Source organism: Williamsia soli, assembly GCF_017377795.1.
Taxonomy (GTDB): Bacteria; Actinomycetota; Actinomycetes; order Mycobacteriales; family Mycobacteriaceae; genus Williamsia; species Williamsia soli.
The window spans coordinates 291,802-312,059 of record NZ_JAFRDR010000006.1; the positions used below are offsets into that span (position 1 = coordinate 291,802).

18 protein-coding genes are annotated in these 20,258 nt (G+C 64.5%); 7 read left to right on the forward strand and 11 right to left on the reverse strand.

Features of this window, described 5'->3' with window-relative positions:
- Positions 1-4: 4 nt before the first annotated feature.
- The 4 genes from J3S28_RS18015 (at position 5) to J3S28_RS18030 (ending at position 6,209) form a co-directional block, all read left to right on the forward strand.
- The gene (locus J3S28_RS18015) at positions 5-364 is read left to right on the forward strand and encodes an FKBP-type peptidyl-prolyl cis-trans isomerase (RefSeq protein WP_084835735.1); all 360 of its coding nucleotides are present in this window, start codon (positions 5-7) and stop codon (positions 362-364) included.
- Positions 365-440: 76 nt separating this feature from the next.
- Entirely contained in the window at positions 441-1,970 is a 1,530-nt protein-coding gene (locus tag J3S28_RS18020) for an alpha-amylase family protein (RefSeq protein WP_207842081.1), read from the forward strand.
- Positions 1,967-4,642, forward strand: coding sequence for an MGH1-like glycoside hydrolase domain-containing protein (locus J3S28_RS18025; RefSeq protein WP_207842082.1), 2,676 nt, complete (start codon positions 1,967-1,969; stop codon positions 4,640-4,642). The genes J3S28_RS18020 and J3S28_RS18025 overlap by 4 nt, the downstream gene beginning before the upstream one ends.
- 217 nt (positions 4,643-4,859) lie before the next feature.
- Complete coding sequence (locus J3S28_RS18030; RefSeq protein ID WP_207842083.1) at positions 4,860-6,209, forward strand: cryptochrome/photolyase family protein; 1,350 nt, start codon at positions 4,860-4,862, stop codon at positions 6,207-6,209.
- Positions 6,210-6,283: 74 nt separating this feature from the next.
- Here J3S28_RS18030 and J3S28_RS18035 read toward each other — a convergent pair whose 3' ends face one another.
- The 5 genes from J3S28_RS18035 to J3S28_RS18055 all read right to left on the reverse strand — a co-directional run bounded on the left by J3S28_RS18035 (position 6,284) and on the right by J3S28_RS18055 (position 10,755).
- The gene (locus J3S28_RS18035) at positions 6,284-7,033 is read right to left on the reverse strand and encodes an enoyl-CoA hydratase-related protein (protein ID WP_207842084.1); all 750 of its coding nucleotides are present in this window, start codon (positions 7,031-7,033) and stop codon (positions 6,284-6,286) included.
- A gap of 38 nt (positions 7,034-7,071) precedes the next feature.
- Positions 7,072-8,130 carry an ABC transporter substrate-binding protein gene (locus J3S28_RS18040; protein WP_207842085.1) on the reverse strand — a complete coding sequence of 353 codons (1,059 nt, stop codon included), beginning with the start codon at positions 8,128-8,130 and terminating at the stop codon, positions 7,072-7,074.
- 101 nt (positions 8,131-8,231) lie between these two features.
- Positions 8,232-9,101, reverse strand: coding sequence for an ABC transporter permease (locus J3S28_RS18045; protein ID WP_237341721.1), 870 nt, complete (start codon positions 9,099-9,101; stop codon positions 8,232-8,234).
- Positions 9,098-9,907 (reverse strand): ABC transporter permease, encoded by an 810-nt coding sequence (locus J3S28_RS18050; protein ID WP_207842086.1) that lies wholly within the window; start codon positions 9,905-9,907, stop codon positions 9,098-9,100. Before J3S28_RS18050 ends, J3S28_RS18045 begins: the two co-directional genes overlap by 4 nt.
- On the reverse strand, positions 9,904-10,755 hold the full coding sequence (locus J3S28_RS18055) for an ABC transporter ATP-binding protein (RefSeq protein ID WP_207842087.1): 852 nt from the start codon (positions 10,753-10,755) through the stop codon (positions 9,904-9,906). Before J3S28_RS18055 ends, J3S28_RS18050 begins: the two co-directional genes overlap by 4 nt.
- A gap of 122 nt (positions 10,756-10,877) precedes the next feature.
- On the opposite strand from J3S28_RS18055, the gene J3S28_RS18060 reads away from it, so the two are divergent.
- A complete protein-coding gene (locus J3S28_RS18060; RefSeq protein ID WP_207842088.1) occupies positions 10,878-12,173 on the forward strand; it encodes a glycosyltransferase in 1,296 nt (431 codons plus the stop codon).
- Positions 12,174-12,256: 83 nt separating this feature from the next.
- On the opposite strand, the gene J3S28_RS18065 is transcribed toward J3S28_RS18060, so the two are convergent.
- The 6 genes from J3S28_RS18065 to J3S28_RS18090 form a co-directional block, all read right to left on the reverse strand.
- Positions 12,257-13,471 (reverse strand): ABC transporter permease, encoded by a 1,215-nt coding sequence (locus J3S28_RS18065; protein WP_207842089.1) that lies wholly within the window; start codon positions 13,469-13,471, stop codon positions 12,257-12,259.
- Complete coding sequence (locus J3S28_RS18070; protein WP_207842090.1) at positions 13,468-14,364, reverse strand: ABC transporter ATP-binding protein; 897 nt, start codon at positions 14,362-14,364, stop codon at positions 13,468-13,470. The genes J3S28_RS18065 and J3S28_RS18070 overlap by 4 nt, the downstream gene beginning before the upstream one ends.
- Positions 14,361-15,008: a hypothetical protein gene (locus J3S28_RS18075; protein WP_207842091.1), complete on the reverse strand. Its 648-nt coding sequence runs from the start codon at positions 15,006-15,008 to the stop codon at positions 14,361-14,363. Before J3S28_RS18075 ends, J3S28_RS18070 begins: the two co-directional genes overlap by 4 nt.
- A complete protein-coding gene (locus tag J3S28_RS18080; protein WP_207842092.1) occupies positions 15,005-15,283 on the reverse strand; it encodes a helix-turn-helix transcriptional regulator in 279 nt (92 codons plus the stop codon). The genes J3S28_RS18075 and J3S28_RS18080 overlap by 4 nt, the downstream gene beginning before the upstream one ends.
- Before the next feature lie 143 nt (positions 15,284-15,426).
- Complete coding sequence (locus tag J3S28_RS18085; RefSeq protein ID WP_207842093.1) at positions 15,427-16,425, reverse strand: esterase/lipase family protein; 999 nt, start codon at positions 16,423-16,425, stop codon at positions 15,427-15,429.
- Positions 16,426-16,507: 82 nt separating this feature from the next.
- Entirely contained in the window at positions 16,508-17,632 is a 1,125-nt protein-coding gene (locus J3S28_RS18090; protein WP_307797238.1) for an NAD(P)-binding domain-containing protein, read from the reverse strand.
- A gap of 30 nt (positions 17,633-17,662) precedes the next feature.
- Between J3S28_RS18090 and J3S28_RS18095 the strand changes: the two genes are divergently transcribed.
- A complete protein-coding gene (locus J3S28_RS18095) occupies positions 17,663-18,394 on the forward strand; it encodes an enoyl-CoA hydratase (protein WP_207842095.1) in 732 nt (243 codons plus the stop codon).
- Between the two features lie 174 nt (positions 18,395-18,568).
- Positions 18,569-20,257, forward strand: coding sequence for a purine-cytosine permease family protein (locus J3S28_RS18100; RefSeq protein WP_207842096.1), 1,689 nt, complete (start codon positions 18,569-18,571; stop codon positions 20,255-20,257).
- Position 20,258 lies beyond the last annotated feature (1 nt).

The window sequence follows — 20,258 nt, forward strand, 5'->3', positions numbered from 1 at the left end:
AGCCATGACTAAACCTGAGATCGAGTTCCCGCAAGGCCCCGCCCCGACCGAGCTGGTCGCCACCGACATCACCGTCGGTGAGGGCGCCGAAGCCGTCGCAGGCGGCATCGTCGACGTGCACTACGTCGGCGTCGAGTTCGAGACCGGTGAGGAGTTCGACTCCTCCTGGAACCGCGGCCAGTCGGCCAACTTCCCGCTCGACCGGCTCATCCCCGGCTGGCAAGAAGGCATCCCGGGTATGAAGGTCGGCGGACGGCGCCAGCTCATCGTGCCGCCGCTGCTGGCATACGGCCCCGAAGGCGCCGGACACCGGTTGTCCGGTAAGACCCTGGTCTTCGTGATCGACCTGCTGGGCGTCGGCTAGACCCGGATCAACAGCTCTTCCACATGCCCTGCGCGGTTCACGCGCAGGGCATTTGGCGTCGGGATAGATTTGCAGGGTGATCGCGAACCCCTTCGTCTACGAGATCAACACCTGGCCCTGGCTGCATGACGTCGGCGAGCGATACGGCCGCGACGTCGGGCTCGGTGCGGTACCCGCCGAGGAGTGGGATGCCGTCGCGGCGACCGGCTGCGACGCCGTCTGGCTGATGGGCGTGTGGCGGCGGAGTCCGGCCGGCATCGCGATCGCTTTGTCTGACAACGGACTCGTCGACACCTTCGGCGAAGCCCTGCCGGACTACACCCCCGAGGACGTGGTCGGCTCCCCGTACGCGGTCCGTGAATATGTCGTCGACGACCATCTCGGGGGTCCGGACGGACTCGCGCGGGCCCGCGCCGAACTGGCTCGGCGCGGACTGTCGCTGATCCTCGATTTCGTACCGAATCACGTGGCTGCCGATCACCCCTGGGTGGCTGCTCATCCGGAGGTCTTCATCCACGGCACGACCGATGAACTGCAGCAGGATCCGTTGTCCTACCTCGAGGTGGACGGGCAGGTCCTCGCCAACGGCAAAGACCCCTACTTCGCAGCGTGGACGGATGTGGTCCAGCTCAATGCGTTCTCACCGCTGCTCCGGACGGCGGCCATCGATACGCTGCTGCAGATCGCATCGCAGTGCGACGGTGTCCGCTGCGACATGGCGATGCTCATGATGAGCGACGTCTTCGCCAGGACGTGGGGCGACCGTGCCGGACCCAGACCACGAAACGAGTACTGGCCAGTGGTCATTCGGGCCGTTCGACGTGAGCACCCGGAGTTCGTGTTCATCGCGGAGGCCTACTGGGACCTCGAGGCCGCGCTGCAGGATCAGGGATTCGACCATTGCTACGACAAGGGCCTGTACGACAGGCTGGTGGCGCAGGAGGGCGCTGACCCGGTGCGTGGTCTGCTGGCCGACGACCGCCGGTACCAGAGCGGACTGATCCGATTCCTCGAAAATCACGACGAGCCGCGTGCGGCAGCGGTGTTCGACGACGACCAGCAGCGTGTCGCAGCGGTGACAGCATTCACGACGCTGGGAGCCCGGCTGATCCACGACGGGCAACTGCAGGGCCGGACCACGCGGCTGCCGGTGCAGTTGGGACGCTATCCCCATCAACCGGACGATCGGGAGCTCGGCGACTTCTATCGACGATTGCTCACGGTGCTGCAGGACAACACATTCCGAACGGGACGATGGGAACTCTGCGAGACCCGCGGCTGGCCCGACAACCCGACGTCGCAGGACCTCATCGCGTGGACATGGACGGGGTTGACCGGAGATCAAGCGAAGCGGGACTCGACCTCTTCGTCACGGTGGCTCGTTGTGGTCAACCTGAGTGCGGAGACAGCCAGCGCAGCGGTGAGTATCGACTGGGACGACCTGCGTGGCAAGGAGTTCGAACTGGTCGACGACACCAGGGACCTGCGGTTCACCCGAAAGGGCGACGACCTACGCGGGGGCATGTTCGTCGAACTCGGCCCATGGCTGTGGCATCTGCTGCGCATCGACCCGATCGACCCGGCATCATCTGAGGAGCGCGCGTGAACGAGCACCGTAAGCCACCGACCGGCACCGTCGAACACGGGAGACTGGCGGAGGCCACCGGCCGCCTCGAGGACGGCTTGCACGACGCGAACCCCTGGTACGAGTGGGGTCCGTACCTGTCCGAACGGGCATGGGGCACAGTGCGAGAGGACTACAGCGCCGACGGCGACGCGTGGTCGTACTTCCCGCACGACCACGCCCGGTCGCGCGCGTATCGCTGGAACGAGGACGGGATGGCGGGAATCTCCGACATCGCCCACGACTTCTGCCTGGCGCTATCGCTCTGGAACGGCGTCGACCCCATCCTGAAAGAGCGGATGTTCGGCCTCACCGGACCACAGGGTAACCACGGTGAGGATGTGAAAGAGTACTGGTGGTATCTGCAGGGACTGCCCAGTCACGCACTGCTGCAATGGCGCTACCACTACCCGCAGGCCGAGTTCCCGTACGCGGATCTGATCGCGGAGAACGCCAGACGCGGCCGGGAGGACTTCGAGTACGAGCTGCTCGACACAGGGATCTTCGACGACAGCCGCTTCTGGATTGTCGACGTCACCTACGCGAAGGCGAGTCCGACCGACCTTCTGATGCAGGTCGACGTCACCAACAACGGACCCGATGAGGCGACCATCGATGTGCTGCCGACCGGATGGTTCCGCAATTCCTGGCGGGTGGCAGGCATGTCGGAGATCCCGGGATTGTCGTTCAGCGGTGACGCGGTGGTGCTCGATCATCATCGACTCGGCGGGTACCGCCTGCAGGCCGCGCCGGCGAGTGATGGGACGCGGCCACAGATCCTGTTCTGCGACAACGAGACCAACATCCCCAAGATCTTCGGCGGCGACCCGATCTCTGCCTATCCGAAGGACGGTATCAACGACCACGTGGTCTCCGGTGCCGCCACCGTCAACCCGAACCGCACCGGCACCAAGGCGGCGTGGCATTACCGGCTCGCGGTGCCGGCGGGGCAGACGGTGCAGCTCCGGCTCCGACTCTCCGATGCGGACTCCGCAGCACACGATATCGATTGGGCGGGAACCTCATTCGAGGAAACCCAGGATGCGCGGCAGGCGGACGCCGACGAGTTCTACGCCGCGCTCGCACCGGATGACATCGACACCGAGCGGATGCGGATCGTCACCCAGGCCAGCGCCGGGTTGATCTGGAGCAAGCAGATGTATTCCTACGACGTGAGCCGCTGGCTCGACGGTGATCCGGGGGAACCGCCGCCACCGGCCGGGCACAAGGCTGTGCGCAACGAAGGCTGGCGACACCTCGACGCCCGAGACATCCTGGCCATGCCGGACCCCTGGGAGTACCCGTGGTTTGCCGCGTGGGACCTGGCTTTTCACACGATTCCCTGGGCCCATCTGGATCCGGCGTTCGCCAAGTACCAGCTCGTCGTGCTGCTGCGGGAGTGGTTTCAGCATCCCAACGGCGCGCTGCCGGCCTACGAATGGAACTTCGACGACGTCAATCCGCCCGTCCACGCGCTCGCTGCCCTGCGGGTCTTCATCATCGACGGTGGCACCGACGTACAGTTCCTCGAGCGAGTCTTCCAGAAATTGCTGCTCAACTTCACCTGGTGGCTCAACCGGGAAGATCCGGAGGGCAACAACATCTTCGGAGGTGGGTTCCTCGGCCTCGACAACATCAGCCCGGTCGACCGGTCACACCTGCCACCCGGCGCCACGCTGGAACAGTCCGATGGCACGGGCTGGATGGCGTTCTATTCGGCCGCCATGCTCAGCATCGCCCAACATCTCGCCGATACCGACTCGGTTTACGAGGACATGGTCATCAAGTTCCTCGAGCAGTTCGCCCTGATCGGGGAAGCACTCGAGAAGTCGGGCCTGCACGACCAGGAGGACGGCTTCTACTACGACCGGTTCACCGACTCCGCCGGAAACTCCTCGGCCATCAAGGTGCAATCACTCGTCGGGGTGATCCCGGCGCTCGCCGCGGCCACGGTGCCACTCCACGATGCGACCCGCGCGGGCCGCCTTCGAAAACGCTTCCAGCGACGGTTCAGCAACCTCGAGAAACGAGAGCGCCGATCGTGGCGATTCCGGACCGACGCAGCCGGCCACACCCGGATACTGCTGTCGGTGCTGACCTCCGACCAGCTACAACGACTGTTGCACACCGTGTTCGACGAAAACGCGATGCTCTCGCCCTACGGCCTGCGTTCGGTGTCGAAGAAGTACGAGGTGCCGTACGTCCTACCCAACGAGGCGGGTGCGGTGATCGACTACGAACCCGCCGAATCACGAACCGCCATGTTCGGTGGCAACTCGAACTGGCGCGGCCCGATCTGGTTCCCGATCAACTACCTCGCCATTCGCGCCATGGTGCAATACGGGCGATTCTTCGGCGAGGAGACCCGGATCCACTATCCGACCGGATCGGACGACGAACTGAGCTTCTTCGAGATCGCCCACGACATGGCCGAACGCCTCATCTCCATCTGGCTACCCGATGCGAACGGCAGACGCCCCGTCTACGGCGGGACCGACATCCTCCAGACAGACCCGGCCTGGAAAGACAACCTGCTGTTCAACGAGTACTTTCACGGCGACAACGGAGCCGGACTGGGAGCCGGCCACCAAACCGGGTGGACGGCGCTGGTGATCGATCTGCTGCTGCGGCCGCCGAACAAGTCGCATCATTGAGGGTTTTGTTTTTGCTCGCCTGAGCTTTGTTGTGCGTGCGTCGAGCGTGCCGTTGCGTGCGTCGAGCGTGCTTTTCCGGACGCCGAGCGTGCCGTTGCGTGCGTCGAGCGTGCTCTTCCGTGCGTCGACCGTGCCAATAACGCCGTCGAGCGTGCCGTTTCGAGGCAAGCGGGCACGGGTAGGTCACTTCCGTGAACGTTTTCGGCAGGATGGTGTGATGAGCGAACAACCGATCGTCCTGTGGTTACGCCGCGACCTGCGACTCAGTGATCTGCCCCCGTTGCTGACAGCGCAGGGACGGCAGGTGCTGGCGTGCTTCGTCCTCGACCCCACGCTCGAGGCGTCATCAGGGGATCGCCGTTTGTCATTTCTCTACGACTCGCTGCGCGACATCGAGGATCAGCTCGACGGATCTCTGCTCGTCGTGCGCGGCGAGGCAGAGAAGGTCATCCCGAAGATCGCCAAGGCGGTCGACGCCGAGGCCGTACACATCAGCGCGGACTACTCGCCGTACGGCACGCGCCGCGATGGCAAGGTGAAGGAGGCCCTGGGCGAGATTCCTCTCAGAGCCGAAGGCTCGCCCTACGCCGTCGCGCCCGGACGCGTACTCAAGGACGATGGCGAACGATACCGGGTGTTCACCCCGTACTTCCGGAAGTGGCGTGAGCACGGTTGGCGCGACCCCGCAGACACCGGCGTCGACAGCGCAACGTGGCTCACACCCGATGATGTGTCCGGGATACGTTCCATCAAGATCCCAAAGTCCAAGGCTGAGTTGGACATCCCGGCCGGCGAGCGGGCAGCGTATGCGAGGTTCGCGGAGTTCATGGCAGACGACATCAGCGGGTACGACGACGACCGGAATCGCCCCGACCACGCGTCGACGAGCCGGATGTCGGCATACCTCAAGTTCGGCAACATCCACCCGCGGGCCCTACTCGCCGATCTCGAGAACGGCGACGGCAAAGGCCGCGCGGCGTACATCCGCGAGCTGGCGTTCCGGGACTTCTACGCAGACGTCCTGCATCAGCGTCCCGACAGTAGTTGGTGGAACCTGAACAAGAAATTCGATGCTATCGAACATGATTCGGGCAAGGACGCCGATGCTGACTTCGACGCTTGGCGCCAAGGCAAGACCGGCTACCCGATCGTCGACGCCGGGATGCGACAGCTGTCGGGTAGTGGTTTCATGCACAACCGGCTGCGGATGATCGTCGGCTCGTTCCTGGTCAAAGATCTGCACCTGCCGTGGCAGCGCGGAGCCGCCTGGTTCCTCGATCAACTCACCGACGGCGACATGGCGAGCAACCAGCACGGCTGGCAGTGGGTGGCCGGTTGCGGCACCGACGCCGCGCCCTACTTTCGCGTCTTCAACCCGACCACACAAGGCAAGAAGTTCGACCCCTCCGGCGATTACGTGCGTCGCTGGGTGCCGGAACTACGGGAGATCAAAGGTTCCGCAGTGCACGAGCCGGGCGATGCACGACCCGACGACTATCCCGAGCCGATCGTCGATCACAAGACCGAACGCCAGGTTGCCCTGGACCGTTACAACAGCCTGTCCTAGGGCCCGCTCGACGACATCTACGGCACGCTCGACGACGATATCGGCACGCTCGGCGGCACTGCGGGGCACGGAGGCTACCGGGCCGTCCATTCCGGCGGCCGCTTCTCGAAGAACGCATCGATGCCTTCGCGCATGTCGTCGGACGCGAGAATTTTCTCCTGGGCCCGCCCTGTCGCATCCCAGCCGGCGGCGTCGGCCGCTTCGTACTGTTCGTTCAATGCAGCCAGGGTCGCGCGCACGGCGACGGGCCCGGAGGCGTTGATGTCGTCGGCGAGCACTTGGGCGTCCGCCAGCGCCTGCCCGGGCTCGCTGACCACGTTCACCAGGCCCAGGTCGTACGCGCGCTGCGCGGTCAGCCCTGCGCCGGTGATCAGCAGTTGCCGGGCAATGTTGGGCGGCAGCGCGCGGGTGACCCGGAAAAGCGCCCCCGAGGTGGCAACGAGACCACGCCGGGTCTCAGGTAGGGCCATCCGCGCCGTTGTGGACGCGACGATGAGGTCGCACGCCAACGCGATCTCGAGCCCTCCACCCATGCATGGACCCTCGACCGCAGCGATCAGCGGCTTGATCCGCTGACGCCGGATGACTCCGTACTCGCCACCGCGATCGGTGCGGGCCCCGGCGCCGTCTCTGAGGTCCGTGCCCGCGCAGAAGACGTTCGGTGTGCCCGTGATGATCCCCGCCCACAGCGAGTCGTCGTCATCGAGTCGGTCGAGGGCCGCGCTGATCCCCAGCGCCATCTCCACGTTGATGGCGTTCCGTTTGGCCTCTCGGTCCAGGTGGACGATCAGGGTGCGGCCCAGGACTTCTTCGCGAATCGGCATGCACGGAACGTATCAAGCGCCCGGTGAGAAGCTCTGTGTCAGATGGCCTTCTTGAGGTCTGGGTTCTCGGCGTAGACCTCCTGGATGAGCGACATGTCGAAGAGTTGCTCCGCAGTGATCTCGTAGCCGGCCTTGGCCAGTGCCTCGATGTTCAGGTCGATCAGCGCGGGCGTCATGGTCAGCAGACCGTTGGCCTTGCTGTCGTCGCTGACGATCAGCAGATTCTGGGCCTCGGCCTCCTTGGTCTGCTCACCGATCTCGAGTCCGAGGTCTTTGCCGTACTTGGTGACCGCGAGTTCCGCGGACTTCGCGGGATCGGCCACCGCGTCGTACCAGCCCTGGATGTCGGCTTTCAGGAATGCCTTGAGCTTGTCGCGCTCGTTGTCGATGGTCTCCTGCCGGACCACGAGGGTCTCGGCGACCAGCGGGAGGTTGAAGTCGGCGAACAAGAAGTTGGCGTTCGGGAATCCACCCTCGGCCAGCGTGATCGGTTCGTTCGTCACATACGACACCCAGCCGTCGACCTCTCCGGTGGTCAGCGGGGTCGGGTCGTACTGGACGGTGATCTTCTGGACATCGGACTCGACCATTCCGTTGGCCGTCAGCAGCGCCTTGAAGACGTTCTCGTTGGACGCCTGGACACCGATCTTCTTGCCCTTCATCTCTTGCGGCGACAGGATCGGCGTCTGCGCGCCGGAGACGATGCAGAAGGGGTTCTTCTGGAAGGTCGCGGCGATGGTCTTGAGAGCGGCGCCCTGCAGGATGACCGGGGCCGTGAGTTGCGGTGCGGTCATCCCGATCCACACCTTGTTGGACGTCAAGCCGGTTTCGACACCGGTGCCCGGGCCACCGCCGGTGATGAGGTCGGGGGTACCGAGACCCGCTGCCTCGTAATAGCCGTTCTCGATGGCGAAGTACTCGCCCGCGAACTCGATGTTCTTCTGCCACGACAACTGCACCTTCGGATTGGTGGCAGAGTCACCGCCGCTGTCGCTGCTGCCGGAACTACAGGCGGCGAGAACGCTCGCGCTGCCCACGGCGCCGCCGGCGATCATTGAATACCGAAGAAAGGACCGGCGGTCGAACGTATAGGCCATCAGAGGACTCCTTGTGTTGAGCTGCTTCGAAAGACGGTAGGGCGGCCTGGTTTCGGCCAGATTGCGCGCGCGGATTGCTTTGTTACGTAATCGGTTCGCCGTTATGTGGGCTGCGTACCCATCTGGGCGAGGACAAGCTTTTCCGCGACTCCGACGAACGCGTAGAGCACGATGGACGCGACCGTGATGACCAGCACCGACGCCCAGAGTTCGTTGTAGGCGGCCGCGGGAAGGGCTTGTTGCAACGTGGCACCCAGGCCCTTGTTGGTGCCGAGCCACTCGGCGACGGTGGCGCCGATCATGGCGCCGGGCACCGACACCTTGGCCGCGGCGAACAGAGCGGGCACAGCCGAGGGGAGCGATGCCATTCTCATCGAGGTCATCCGGGTTCCGCCGTAGGCGACGATGACATCGTTGATCTGCTTGGGCGCGTTGGCGAGTCCGGTCATGATCATCACCAGGGCGGGGAAGAACACCACGATGCCACCCATGACCGCGACCACCGCGACCCCGCGCCCCACCACGAGCGTGATCAGCGGCGTCATCGCCACCAGTGGAACCGAACGGAGCAGCATGGCGACGGGCATGAACGTCTGGGCGACGGGCCGGAACATGACGAACAACGCGGCCGCGATGATGGCTGCACCCATGCCGCACACGAAACCGATTCCCGCGTCCTTCAACGTGATCCAGAGGTTGTCGACGATCTCACCACGGTTCGTCGCCGACGTCGGCTCGGTGAACAGGTAGTGGAACACGTCGATCGGCGTCTTGCCGATGATCGGGCCGATGTCCGGGAAGGCCAGTAGGAACAGCCACCAGATCACCAAGATCAGAAAAAAGGAGATGATCAGGGAGCCGACGAACTTGGCGATCTCCCACGAGATCGCCTTGCCGTTACCCGAATTGGCTTGCGCCGCAGCGGCAGCCGGGACGGGTGCCGACGGCGGTGCCTTGGTGGTGGCGGTCATGTGTTGCCTGCCATTCCGGTGCTGTATCGGGTCACATAGGTCGAGATCACCGCGACGATCGCGTAACCCACACCGGCGACGGCGCCGGCAATGAGCGCGATGGCCCACACTGCTGGGATGTCGCCGCGCTGCTGGGCGACGATGAGTGCCGGTCCGGCACCACGTTCGGGCATGGCCAGGAACTCGCCCAGCACCGCGCCGAGTACGGCTGCCGGGGCGGCGATCTTCAGGGCGGCGAAGGTGCTGGGCAGGGCGGAGATGATCCGTACCCGGACGAGTTGGGCAATGGTCCCGCCGCCATACACTTTCACGAGGTCGAGGCTGGCCTGGTGTGGCGACCGCAGACCTGCCAGAGTGCCGATCATCGTCGTGAAGAACACGGAGATGGCGGCGAGGAAGATGATCATCGTCTGGACCTCGGCGAAGGCCACCTGGACGATCGGGGCGACGGCGATGATCGGGGTGCAGTAACTGATGATCGCGAGCTGGGTCGCGACTCCCTCGATCAGCGGAATGATCACCACCATGAGTGCGAGTCCGATCGCGAGCACGTTGCCCCACACGAATCCACGCAGCGACAACTCGATGGTCGGGCCGAAGTTGTTGGCGTAGTAGGTCCATCCCTGATCGCCGATGGTCTGCACTACGGCCCACGGCGTCGGGATGGTCCCCTTGAACCATTCGAAATAACCGGCCGCGGACCAGAGCAGCAAGACCGCCACGATGCCGGCAGCTCCTGCACCCCAGCGCTTCCCGGCGAGTTGCGCCCGCCCGGAGAACTGTGTTGCGGCAGTGAGGGTACTCACGCCACTCCCACCGTTCCCTTGCTGCCGAAAAGCAGTCCGCTCAGGTGGTCGTGCAGCGCATGGAATTCGGGGGTACGCATCATCTCGGGTACCCGGGGGCGAGGCAGGTCGATCTCGACGGTTTCGAGGATGGTGCCGGGTCGTGGGCTCATCACCGCGACAACGTCCGAGAGGAAGACGGCTTCGCCGATGCCGTGGGTGACCATCAGGGTGGTGGCCGGCTTCTCGGTCCAGATCCGGAGCAGTTCGATGTTAAGTCGTTGGCGGGTCATGTCGTCGAGGGCACCGAACGGTTCGTCGAGCAACAGTGCGGTCGGCTTGACCACGAGGGCCCTGGCGATCGAGACACGTTGTCGCATACCGCCCGACAACGTGGCGGGCTTGGCCTTCTCGAAACCTTTGAGGCCCACGAGTTCGATCAGATCTGCGATCGCCAATTTGTCGACCGGGAGTCCGGCGACCTGCAGCGGGAGTTTGATGTTCGATTCGACACTGCGCCAGGGCAGCAACGCCGAATCCTGGAATGCGATGCCCAGGCCGTGTTGGGATTGCAGCTCCTTGGGTGACCGCCCGTTCATCAGGGCGGTACCCGCAGTCGCCTCCTCGAGTCCGGCGAGGATTCGGAGCACCGTCGACTTGCCGCAGCCGGACGGACCGAGCAGAGAGAGGAAGGCGCCCTCGGAGGTCCGCAGGTCGACATCGTGCAGCGCGGTCACAGACGAACCGCCGCGCAGGCCCGCAGACTTGAACTCCTTGGTCAGCCCGGAGATGTCGATCCCGGTGCCCAGCGGGCGCACGGTCTTGGTGGTGGCGACCGGATCGGTGTCCGGTATGTCGGCAGAGCTCATATCCCGCGACGCTAGGCGGCGCTGGTTTCTTCCGCGTTACGCACGCGTTACTGCCCTCGCACCCGGCCTTCGCGAGGCCATCGCATTCGGCACCAACGGTTTTCGATGACTATCGTGCGGTCATGCAGATTGTGCTGATGTTCTATGGGAGCCGCGGCGACATCCAGCCGGGCGTCGCGGCGGGTCTCGAATTGCAGCGACGCGGTCACGATGTCGTGATCACGGTCCCGCCGAACTTCGTCGATTTCGCCTCCAGCCTGGGGCTGCGCGCCTACCCGGTCGGCCTCGACACCTCGTCGGTCTGGGATACCCCGGACGCGAAGAAGATTCTTGCGACGAAGAATCCGTACACCAAGTTCAAGCTCGCGACCGCGACGATCAAGGCGGGTTTCGCCGCGTTCGACGAGGACATGATCGCCCTGCTCTGCGGACCCGACCCGGTGCTGTCGGGCGTCGACGCGCTGGTCAGCGGACCGCTGTGCCAGGAGCGTATGTACGGCTTCGCGGAGAAGCTGGGCGTTCCCTTCACGGTGATGAGGTTCGGCCCGTTCTCGGAGAACGGGATCATCAGCGCCGTCCCGGGCGTGACCCGCAACCTGCCGTCGACGGTCAACCGGGCGTCGTGGCGCCTGTCCGACGCTCTGACGTGGACATTCACCAAGGGGGCCGAGAACACCTTTCGGAAGAAGCTCGACCTCGGTCCGGCGTCGGGATCCCTACAGGAGCGACTCACGCGGGTCGGTGCGGTCCAGGTGCAGGCCTACGATCCGATGCTCTTCCCCGGCCTCGCCGAGGAGTGGGGTGAGACGAAACCGATCGTCGGATACCTCGACCTTCCCACCGATGCGCGCGGCGGCCTCGCCGAATCGTCCCGGTCCGACCCCGCCCTGTGGTCGTGGCTGACCGAGGGCGACCGCCCGGTGCACATCACGTTCGGGAGCGTGCCGGTCCGCGACCCCGATGCGCTGACGGAGACGATCATCCGTGCCACCCGCGCGGTGGGCGTCCGCGCCCTGATCACGATGAAAGGCCGCCCCGACGGCCACGACCCGGAGCATCCGGACGTCTACTATGCGAAGGCCCTCGACCACGGAGCCGTGTTGCCCCAGTGCCGCGCGGTCGTGCACCACGGGGGCGCGGGCACCACCGCGGCGGGCCTGCGGGCGGGGCTGCCCACAATGGTCTGCTCTGGCGGCGCCGACCAGGCCTACTGGGGCGCTCAGGTCACCCGTCTGAAGGTCGGCACCGCCACCCGACTCAAGGGGCTCGACGAGGTCACGCTGACCGCGGGTCTTCGTGAGATCTTGGCGCCGGAGACGGACGAGCACGCGCGCGTGCTTGCCCAGCACATGATTGCCCCGGATGTCGCGGTGTCGCGGGCAGTGGACATCTTCGAGAAAATGCCGATCCCGAGCTGACCCCCAACCCCGAAAATGGGGCCTTTTGGCGAGCAAACCCGCAGGTGAGCTCCGCCAAAAGGCCCCATTTTCGGGTGCCGGGACTAGCCCTTGATGGCTTCCATCCACTTGACCCGGGCACCGGTGCGCAAAATGTTGCGCTGGTAGATGCGGGCGGCCAGCCAGGTGGCGATGGCGCAGGCGATGATCATCAGCACGACGGTGGCGATCACCTGGAAGATCGACGCGTCACCGGTCGCGATCCGCATCGGCATGATCGATGCGGAGAACGGCGGGATCCAGGCGAGTGTCTGCATCAGGGTGCTGTCCAGGGCGTTGATGCCGAAGATCGCGGCGTAGATGACCGCCATGGCCAGGATGGTCAGCGGTGCCGAACTCGATCCCAACTCTTCCTGTCGCGACACCACGGCGCCGGTGGCCGCGTACAGCGTTGCGAAGAACAGGAATCCGAGGATGAACCAGACGATGACGGCGGCGAACATGGAACCTGCTGTCGACGGTACGTCGAGGAGGCCGGTCGCAAGCGCTGTTATCAGGGCTGTGCCGCCGAGTAGGACCACCTGCGCAAACGCCATCAATCCGATGCCGACGATCTTGCCCCACAACAGATGCAGCGGTTTGATGGTGGCGAGCAGCAGTTCGACGACGCGCGAGGTCTTCTCTTCCACGACCCCGGCGGCGACCATGGAACCACCCTGTAGCACCGCGAACATGAGCAGCGAGACGCCGGTCAGGGCGATGGCGATCCGTTGTCCCTCATTGGGTTTGGCTGGTTCGGTTTCGGTGACGTTGAGCGTCGAGTCCGCTGTGATGGCGGCGAGGTCGACGTTCTCGGCCGCGAGGGCCTTGCTCAACCCGTCTTGACTGACGGACGTGCGCAGCACGCCCTCGAGTGTCCCGTCGAGGTCGTCCTTGGTGATGGCGTCGTAACTGTTGCCAGAGCCTGTCGGCACGAGGGCTACCTCGACGTCGCCCTTGTCGGCTTGCGTGCGGGCTTCCTCGGCATTGGCGATCGGGACGATCTCGATCTTCTCGCCCGAGGCGTCACCGATCGCGACGATCGTCTGTGACATCTCCGGATTGTCGCCGACCAGGCCTACTTTGGTGGCCTTGTCGTTACCGGTGAAGATCGACAGGACGATGATGCCCGCAATGATGACCACCAGCAGGATGATGTTTGTGATGATGAACGACTTGGTCGCGGCACGGGTGGTGATCTCGCGACGGGCGACCAGGCTGATCGCCCGGCCGGCACCGAGGCGTCCGGAGCTGGGGGTCTTGGACGACTGGACACTCATGCGGAGACAACCTCTCGGAAGAGTTCGGTGAGATCGGGCTTGGACAGTGCGAAGTGCGTGACCGGCCCGGTGGCGAGCGCGGCGGTGAGGATGGCTTGTTCGTCGGTGCCAGGGGTCAGGCTCACCGTGGTGAGGGCGCCGCGTTGGACGCTGCCCTGTACGCCGGGCAGGTGATCGGCCCATCCGGGCGGCGCTGCCGGTGCACCGACATCCAGCCGGATCTCCCCGGTGGATCTCAGGTCGTCGACCGTGCCGAGAGCTCTCATGGTTCCCTTGGTGATGATCCCGACCCGATCGCACAGTCGCTGGACCAATTCGAGTTGGTGACTCGAAAAGATCACCGGGACCCCCTGTGCTGCTTTCTCTTTGAGAACGTCGCTCATCACGTCGACCGCGACGGGGTCGAGTCCCGAGAACGGTTCGTCGAGGACCAGGACGTCAGGATTGTGGACCAGGGCGGCGGCGAGCTGCACCCGCTGCTGATTTCCCAGGCTCAGATTGTTGACGTCGTCGTTGATCCGTTCGTGGATTCCGAGTCGACGTACCCAGGTCTCGACCTGATCGTCGGCTTCGACCCGCGACAACCCATGTAGCTGGGCGAGAAATGAAAGCTGTTTGCCCACCTTCATCTTGGGGTACAGGCCTCGCTCCTCGGGCATGTACCCGATGCGTCGGCGCAGGTCGAGATCGATGGGTTGGTCGCCGAGGCGTACCTGTCCCGAATCTGCGCCGAGCACGCCGAGGATGATGCGCATGGTGGTCGACTTGCCTGCGCCGTTGGACCCCACGAATCCGAAGATCTCGCCCGGTGCGACGGTGAAGCTCATGTCCTGCAGGGCCGTGAGGGACCCGTATCTCTTGGTCAGTCTGTCGACGATCAGCGGCGCGGTCACTTGTCCAATCCTCCTGTGTTGGTGGCATTCCTGGTTTCGTGCGGGGATACTTGGCTGTACTGCGGTGGGTCGTAGACGGCGTAGTCCTCGGGATCGGGGTCGCTGAGCCACCAGCCGACGATGCAGATCGGGATGCTCGTGGCCGCGACCACCAGGACGATCAGCAGCATGCCCGTTCCATAGATCACCTGGCCGTCGACGGTGTCGGAGCCGCGGGAGATGGCGATGAGCAGCAGGTAGGGGATGAACATCCCGACCCACAGCACCGTGAACGCCAGGGACCGGGCGGCATTGCGAGTCGAGAGCTGAATTTCGTCGAGCGCTGCGGCGGGTGCATCGCTGACGTTCAACGTGATGGCGCGCAAGACGTAGAGGGCGGGGAGGAAGACAAGGCTGATCAGGACAAGGAAGGGCACGACGAACCACATCGTGAAGAACGCCGCGATGCTGCACAGGAACACGAGGAGCCAGCTCAGGATCAGCGTCATCACGAGTCGACGGGAGGACCGGCGGTTGCGCAGCCTCGGAAACCGGGTTCCCCAGCGTCGCAGGAACTTCTCGTGACTCTGGGCCTGCCAGGTCTCATACCGGCGCCACCACGAGGGCTTCGCCGATTCGGGGATGGCGGAGTTCGGATGGTTCATGACGGCCCTCCGTTGTTGCTGCTGTACAGCTGAGTTGACATCGCACTGAACTCGTGGCGGCTGAAGACGGCCTCGACCGGAAGCCCGAACACGTCGCAGATGCGAAAGGCCAGATCCAGGCTCGGGTAGTTGTCTGCCCGCTCCAACGATCCGATGGACTGCACGTTCACCCCGACCAGCTCTGCCAATTGCGCACGCGACATCCGGCGCTCCGCGCGTAGGACGCCGATGCGGTTGTAGATCGGCAGGTGCTCTGCCTTCTTGACCGGACTCACAGAACCAAGTGTTGTGAAAACACAACAAGATGTCAATAGTGGCAACCATTTGGTTGTCGGAAATATTTAGCGGTAGTCGCTAATCGGCCGGTGACCAGGCCCCCGGCCCTCGGACGTGCCCCGCACTAGAGGGTGCCGTCGACTCAGGAGTTCTCAGCGATCACCATTTGTAGGATGCCGTCCCCGAGCGGCACCTCGGTGCACGGGGCGGTCACACCGGCGGTGGGGTCGAGCGCGGCGTGGACGAGTGCGATGGTGAACGCGTCGTAGGGCATTCGGAAGTGACCACTCTGATTTGTCGCGCACTCATCCGAGATCACGAGATTCGTGGCCCCGGCACCCCGTAGGCCGGCATTGCTCAGGGGTTGGATCACTTCATCCACCCGCGAGGAGATGGTTGTGTACTCGACACCTGCGACGGTGTCGGTCGGGTTGTTCAAACCCTCCAACAGGGGTGAGCCCTGCGACTGCTGCCACAGCGCGGTCGAGACGACTTCCGTGGGCAGCACCGTCTTGGCCAGGTCCATCGAGCCGGGCACCTGTTCGGCGAGCGTGACGAGCCCGTACAGCGTGCTGCCGTAGGTCGGCGACGCCAGGCCGACCCATCGGCCCACCGCGTCGGCGCCGCCGAGTCGATTCGTGTAATAGCGCGAGACCGTCGCGCCCTGGGAGTATCCGACGAGATCCACTTCGGCGGCGCCGGTCGACTGCCGGACCTCGTCGACAAATGTCCTGAGTTGGCCGGCGCTCGTGGGGATGTCCTCGGTGCCGAAGGTGCTCGCGCCCGGCGCCGCGCCGTAATTCAGTGCGTAGACGCAAAACCCGGCATCAGCGAGATGTGGACCGATCGCGGCATAGTCGGAGTATGCGGAGGAATCCGTGCCGTGCAGGAGCACCACAGGGTGGGGATGTGCCGCCGACGGGACGCAGGTGAAATCGTTCACCCCTGGCGGCACTGCGCCCGGATGGGTGCGGGCATACCGCGAGGCGTCGGGGTGTGTGCTCTGGGCAGGGGCAGCCACGACGGGGACCTGCGCGACGGAGACGGGGGCCGGCGCTGCGGCCGCGGGTGATCCGAGGCATGCGGCAACGATCGCGCCGATCGCCACGGCTACGGTCCAGCCACGTTGTCGCTTGCGCATGCGGCACCTCTTGCGTCGCCCGACCCACTCTGACCTGTACATCTGACCACCGGCGACGCCGCCCCGCAGCCGGTCGGTGACTTTACGTCCGTTCGGGGGACCCGGAGAGTAGGGCTTGCACCACCCGGGCGGCTTCGCGTCCGGCCCGATTGGCGCCGATCGTCGACGCCGACGGACCATACCCCAGTAGTTGCACGCGTGGTTCGGCTTCGACCACGGTGGCCAGTCTGCCTGTCATCACTATTCCGCCGCCCGGTCCGCGTAGCCTCAGTGGTGCGAGGTGGTCGAGTGAACTGCGAAAACCGGTGCACCAGAGGATGACGTCGACGTCGAGGTGATCGGTGCCGGCCTGCCCGGGCGAGCAATCCCAGCACACACCGGTCGCGGTGATGCGGGTGAACATCGGCCGCCACTCCAAGATGCCGTCGGCCCTGGCCTGTCGGATCGAGTCGTTGACGGGCAAGCCTGTCACCGACACCACGGAACCCGGTGCGAGGCCGGCGCGCACGCGCTCCTCGACCCGGGCGACCGCGGCGCGGCCCTGCTCGGCGGTGAAAGAACGTTCGGTGAATCGAGGTTCCGTCCTGCTGCACCAAAAGGTCTGCACCCTATCGGCGTTGCGCGCGATCTCGATCAGCAGCTGTACCGCGGAGATGCCCGCCCCGACCACCAAGACCCGCTTGCCCGCGAAAGCGCCGGGGTCGAGGTAATCGTGGGTGTGTAGCTGTGCGCCGGTGAAGGTTTCGATTCCCGGAACATAGGGGATGAAGGGGCGATCCCAGGTGCCGGTCGCATTGATCACGGTGCGTGCCAGCAGGTCTGATCCGTCGGATGCCGTCACCCGGAAATCGTCGCCGTCTTTGGACACCGCGCGGATATGAACCGGACGCTGCACGTTCAGGCCGAACTTCTCCTCGTACTGCGCGAAGTAGTCGGGTACGGCCGTGCGTGCCGGCCAGTGATCACATTCCATTCCGAGTGCCTCGGACAATCCGAGGCCAGGGAGGTCGTGCACGTTGTTTGCGCCGGCCAAAGTCAGTGTCGGCCAGCGAAATTGCCACGCACCCCCGGGGCCCGGGGAGTGGTCCAGCATGAGGGTGCGGTCACCGAGACCGAAGCGGTGAAGGTAGTACCCGGCGGACAGACCTGCCTGGCCGCCGCCGATCACCAGCACATCAGTGCGACCTTCGAGGACATCATCGTTCACCACTCAAACAGTAGCTGTACGCTGACCCCCATGATTGGGACCAGCCGGGACGGCGACGTGCTGACCATTGAACTCCAGCGAGAAGACCAGCGAAACGCGCTCAACCACGAACTGGTGGAGGCGCTGTCGGGGGCCTTGACCGACGCGGTCGACGGCGGCGCACGCGCCATCGTCCTCACAGGTCGGGGGACTGTGTTCTGTGCCGGCGCTGACTTGTCGGGGCCGGTGTACGAAGAGAATTTCCTGGACAAGCTGCTGGCGATGCTCGGTGTCATCGAGAGCATTCCGGTGCCGGTGATCGCAGCCCTGAACGGCCCGGCGATCGGTGCGGGTCTGCAGCTCGCGCTGGCGGCCGACCTCCGGGTCATGGCGCCCGACGCGTTCTGCGGCATTCCCGCAGCCAAAATCGGTGTCACAGTTGACGAGTGGACAATCCGGCGTTTGGTGTCGCTGGTGGGTGCCGGGGATGCCGCCGGGATCCTGATCGGCTGCGATTCGCTCTCTGCCGAGCGTGCGTCCACTGTCGGATTCGCCAATCGCATCGGGGATCTGGGTGAGGCACAGCGTTGGGCCGAGATGATCGCCACATTGGCGCCGCTGACCTTGCAGCACTACAAGCTGGTGCTCAGCGACGACGGTGCGCGCAACCCGGCTCCCGAGTCCCATCGCGCGGCGATGGTGAAGGCCTGGCAAAGCCAGGACATGGCAGAAGGGCGCGCCGCACGGTCGGAGAAGCGTCCGCCCGTCTTCACCGGTCGCTGACGCGTCCGTTCCGGTAGCTGCATCGCCGGACCTGCGGCGTATGTCCGAAATGACCGTTTCCAGTGGTTTTCATATCGGTAACACGACAGCAGCCCGCCAGATACATGGCGGCCATAAGTTCAGCCAGTCTTCAGCACAGAGGGCGCGCGGGATGCTGCACGTGAGGGGATATGAATGTCAGTGGACAACTCGGGGAAGGCGGCGGACCCCTTAGCGGGTGCCGAATTGCCCAGCAACATCAATGCGATGAGCGAGACACTCGAGGATTACACCCTCAGGTTCGCGCCCCGCAGCTATCGCAAGTGGGGCCCGGCGGTCGTCGCGACCTCGGCTCTGGGCGGTATCGCCTATCTCGCCGACTTTGCCATCGGCGCCAACATCGGTATCGCCAACGGTACCGGTAACGCGCTGTGGGGCATTCTCATTTTCGCGGTGGTCATCGTCCTCACCGGATATCCACTGGCGTACTATGCGGCTCGATACAACATCGACCTCGACCTCATCACCCGCGGTAGCGGCTTCGGCTACTACGGGTCGGTGCTCACGAACGTCATCTTCGCGTCGTTCACCTTCATTTTCTTTGCGCTCGAGGGTTCGATCATGGCTCAGGGCCTCAAGTTGGGCCTGCACATTCCGCTGTGGCTGGGCTACCTGATTTCCTCGGTGATGGTCATTCCGCTGGTGATCTACGGCATGAAGACCCTTGCCACCCTGCAGGTGTGGACCACGCCGCTGTGGCTGGTCATGATGGTTCTCCCGTTCCTGTACCTGGTCATCAAGCACCCCGACGCGATCGGCGACTTCCTCGCGTTCAGCGGTGGCACCGATGCGCAGGGTGGTCACGGCGTCAGCTTCGCCGGCACGATGCTCGCTGCCGGTGTCTGTTTATCCCTCATCGCGCAGATCGCCGAACAGATCGACTACCTGCGGTTCATGCCGCCCAAGACGCCCGAGAATTCACGTCGCTGGTGGACCGCCGTCATCACGGCCGGACCGGGCTGGGTGTTCTTCGGCGCCATCAAGCAGATCGTCGGCCTGTTCCTGGCCGTCTACCTGATCATGAACTTCGCCGACGAGGCCGGCGTCGCCAACGAGCCGGTGCAGCAGTTCCTGGCCGTCTATGAGGAGTTCATGCCGCACTGGCTGGCGATGACCCTCGCGGTGATCCTGGTCGTCATCTCCCAGATCAAGATCAACGTCACCAACGCGTACTCGGGTTCACTGGCCTGGACCAACAGCTTCACCCGCGTCACCAAGACCTACCCGGGTCGCCTGTTCTTCGTGTTCTTCAACGTCGCGATCGCGTTGGTCCTGATGGAAGCCAACATGTTCAGCTTCCTGAACAACATCCTCAACTTCTACGCCAACATCGCCATCGCCTGGATCGTCGTCGTCGCTTCCGACATCGCGATCAACAAGTACCTGCTGAAGATCTCGCCGAAGGTGCCGGAGTTCCGTCGTGGCATGCTCTACAACTTCAACCCGGTCGGCTTCATCAGCGTGATCCTCGCCGGTGGCCTGTCGATCCTGATCTACTTCCACGCATTCGGTGATGCCATTCAGCCGTACTCGCCGCTCTTCGCGTTGATTCTGGGGCTGGTCCTGCCGCCGATCATCGCGTTGGCGACGAAGGGCAAGTACTACCTGCGGCGCACCGACGACGGCATCGATCTCCCGATGTTCGACGAGCACGGCAACCCGGCAGACGACAAGCTCATGTGCTGCGTCACCGGAATCGAGTTCGAGCGACCCGACATGCTCATGTCGGCCAAGCCCGGTCCGAACGGGGAGAAGCAGTACATCAGTTCGCTCGCCCTGTCATGCGACAAGACGGGGGAGCACGTCCTGCCCGCCCAGAAGTAGT

Excerpts from the sequence above, each read along its gene's own strand:
- J3S28_RS18015 (WP_084835735.1), top strand. The coding sequence starts at position 5 with ATGACTAAACCTGAGATCGAGTTCCCGCAAGGCCCCGCCCCGACCGAG.
- J3S28_RS18030 (WP_207842083.1), top strand. The coding sequence starts at position 4,860 with ATGAGCGAACAACCGATCGTCCTGTGGTTACGCCGCGACCTGCGACTC.
- J3S28_RS18035 (WP_207842084.1), bottom strand. The coding sequence starts at position 7,033 with ATGCCGATTCGCGAAGAAGTCCTGGGCCGCACCCTGATCGTCCACCTG.
- J3S28_RS18040 (WP_207842085.1), bottom strand. The coding sequence starts at position 8,130 with ATGGCCTATACGTTCGACCGCCGGTCCTTTCTTCGGTATTCAATGATC.
- J3S28_RS18045 (WP_237341721.1), bottom strand. The coding sequence starts at position 9,101 with ATGACCGCCACCACCAAGGCACCGCCGTCGGCACCCGTCCCGGCTGCC.
- J3S28_RS18055 (WP_207842087.1), bottom strand. The coding sequence starts at position 10,755 with ATGAGCTCTGCCGACATACCGGACACCGATCCGGTCGCCACCACCAAG.
- J3S28_RS18060 (WP_207842088.1), top strand. The coding sequence starts at position 10,878 with ATGCAGATTGTGCTGATGTTCTATGGGAGCCGCGGCGACATCCAGCCG.
- J3S28_RS18065 (WP_207842089.1), bottom strand. The coding sequence starts at position 13,471 with ATGAGTGTCCAGTCGTCCAAGACCCCCAGCTCCGGACGCCTCGGTGCC.
- J3S28_RS18075 (WP_207842091.1), bottom strand. The coding sequence starts at position 15,008 with ATGAACCATCCGAACTCCGCCATCCCCGAATCGGCGAAGCCCTCGTGG.
- J3S28_RS18085 (WP_207842093.1), bottom strand. The coding sequence starts at position 16,425 with ATGCGCAAGCGACAACGTGGCTGGACCGTAGCCGTGGCGATCGGCGCG.
- J3S28_RS18095 (WP_207842095.1), top strand. The coding sequence starts at position 17,663 with ATGATTGGGACCAGCCGGGACGGCGACGTGCTGACCATTGAACTCCAG.
- J3S28_RS18100 (WP_207842096.1), top strand. The coding sequence starts at position 18,569 with ATGTCAGTGGACAACTCGGGGAAGGCGGCGGACCCCTTAGCGGGTGCC.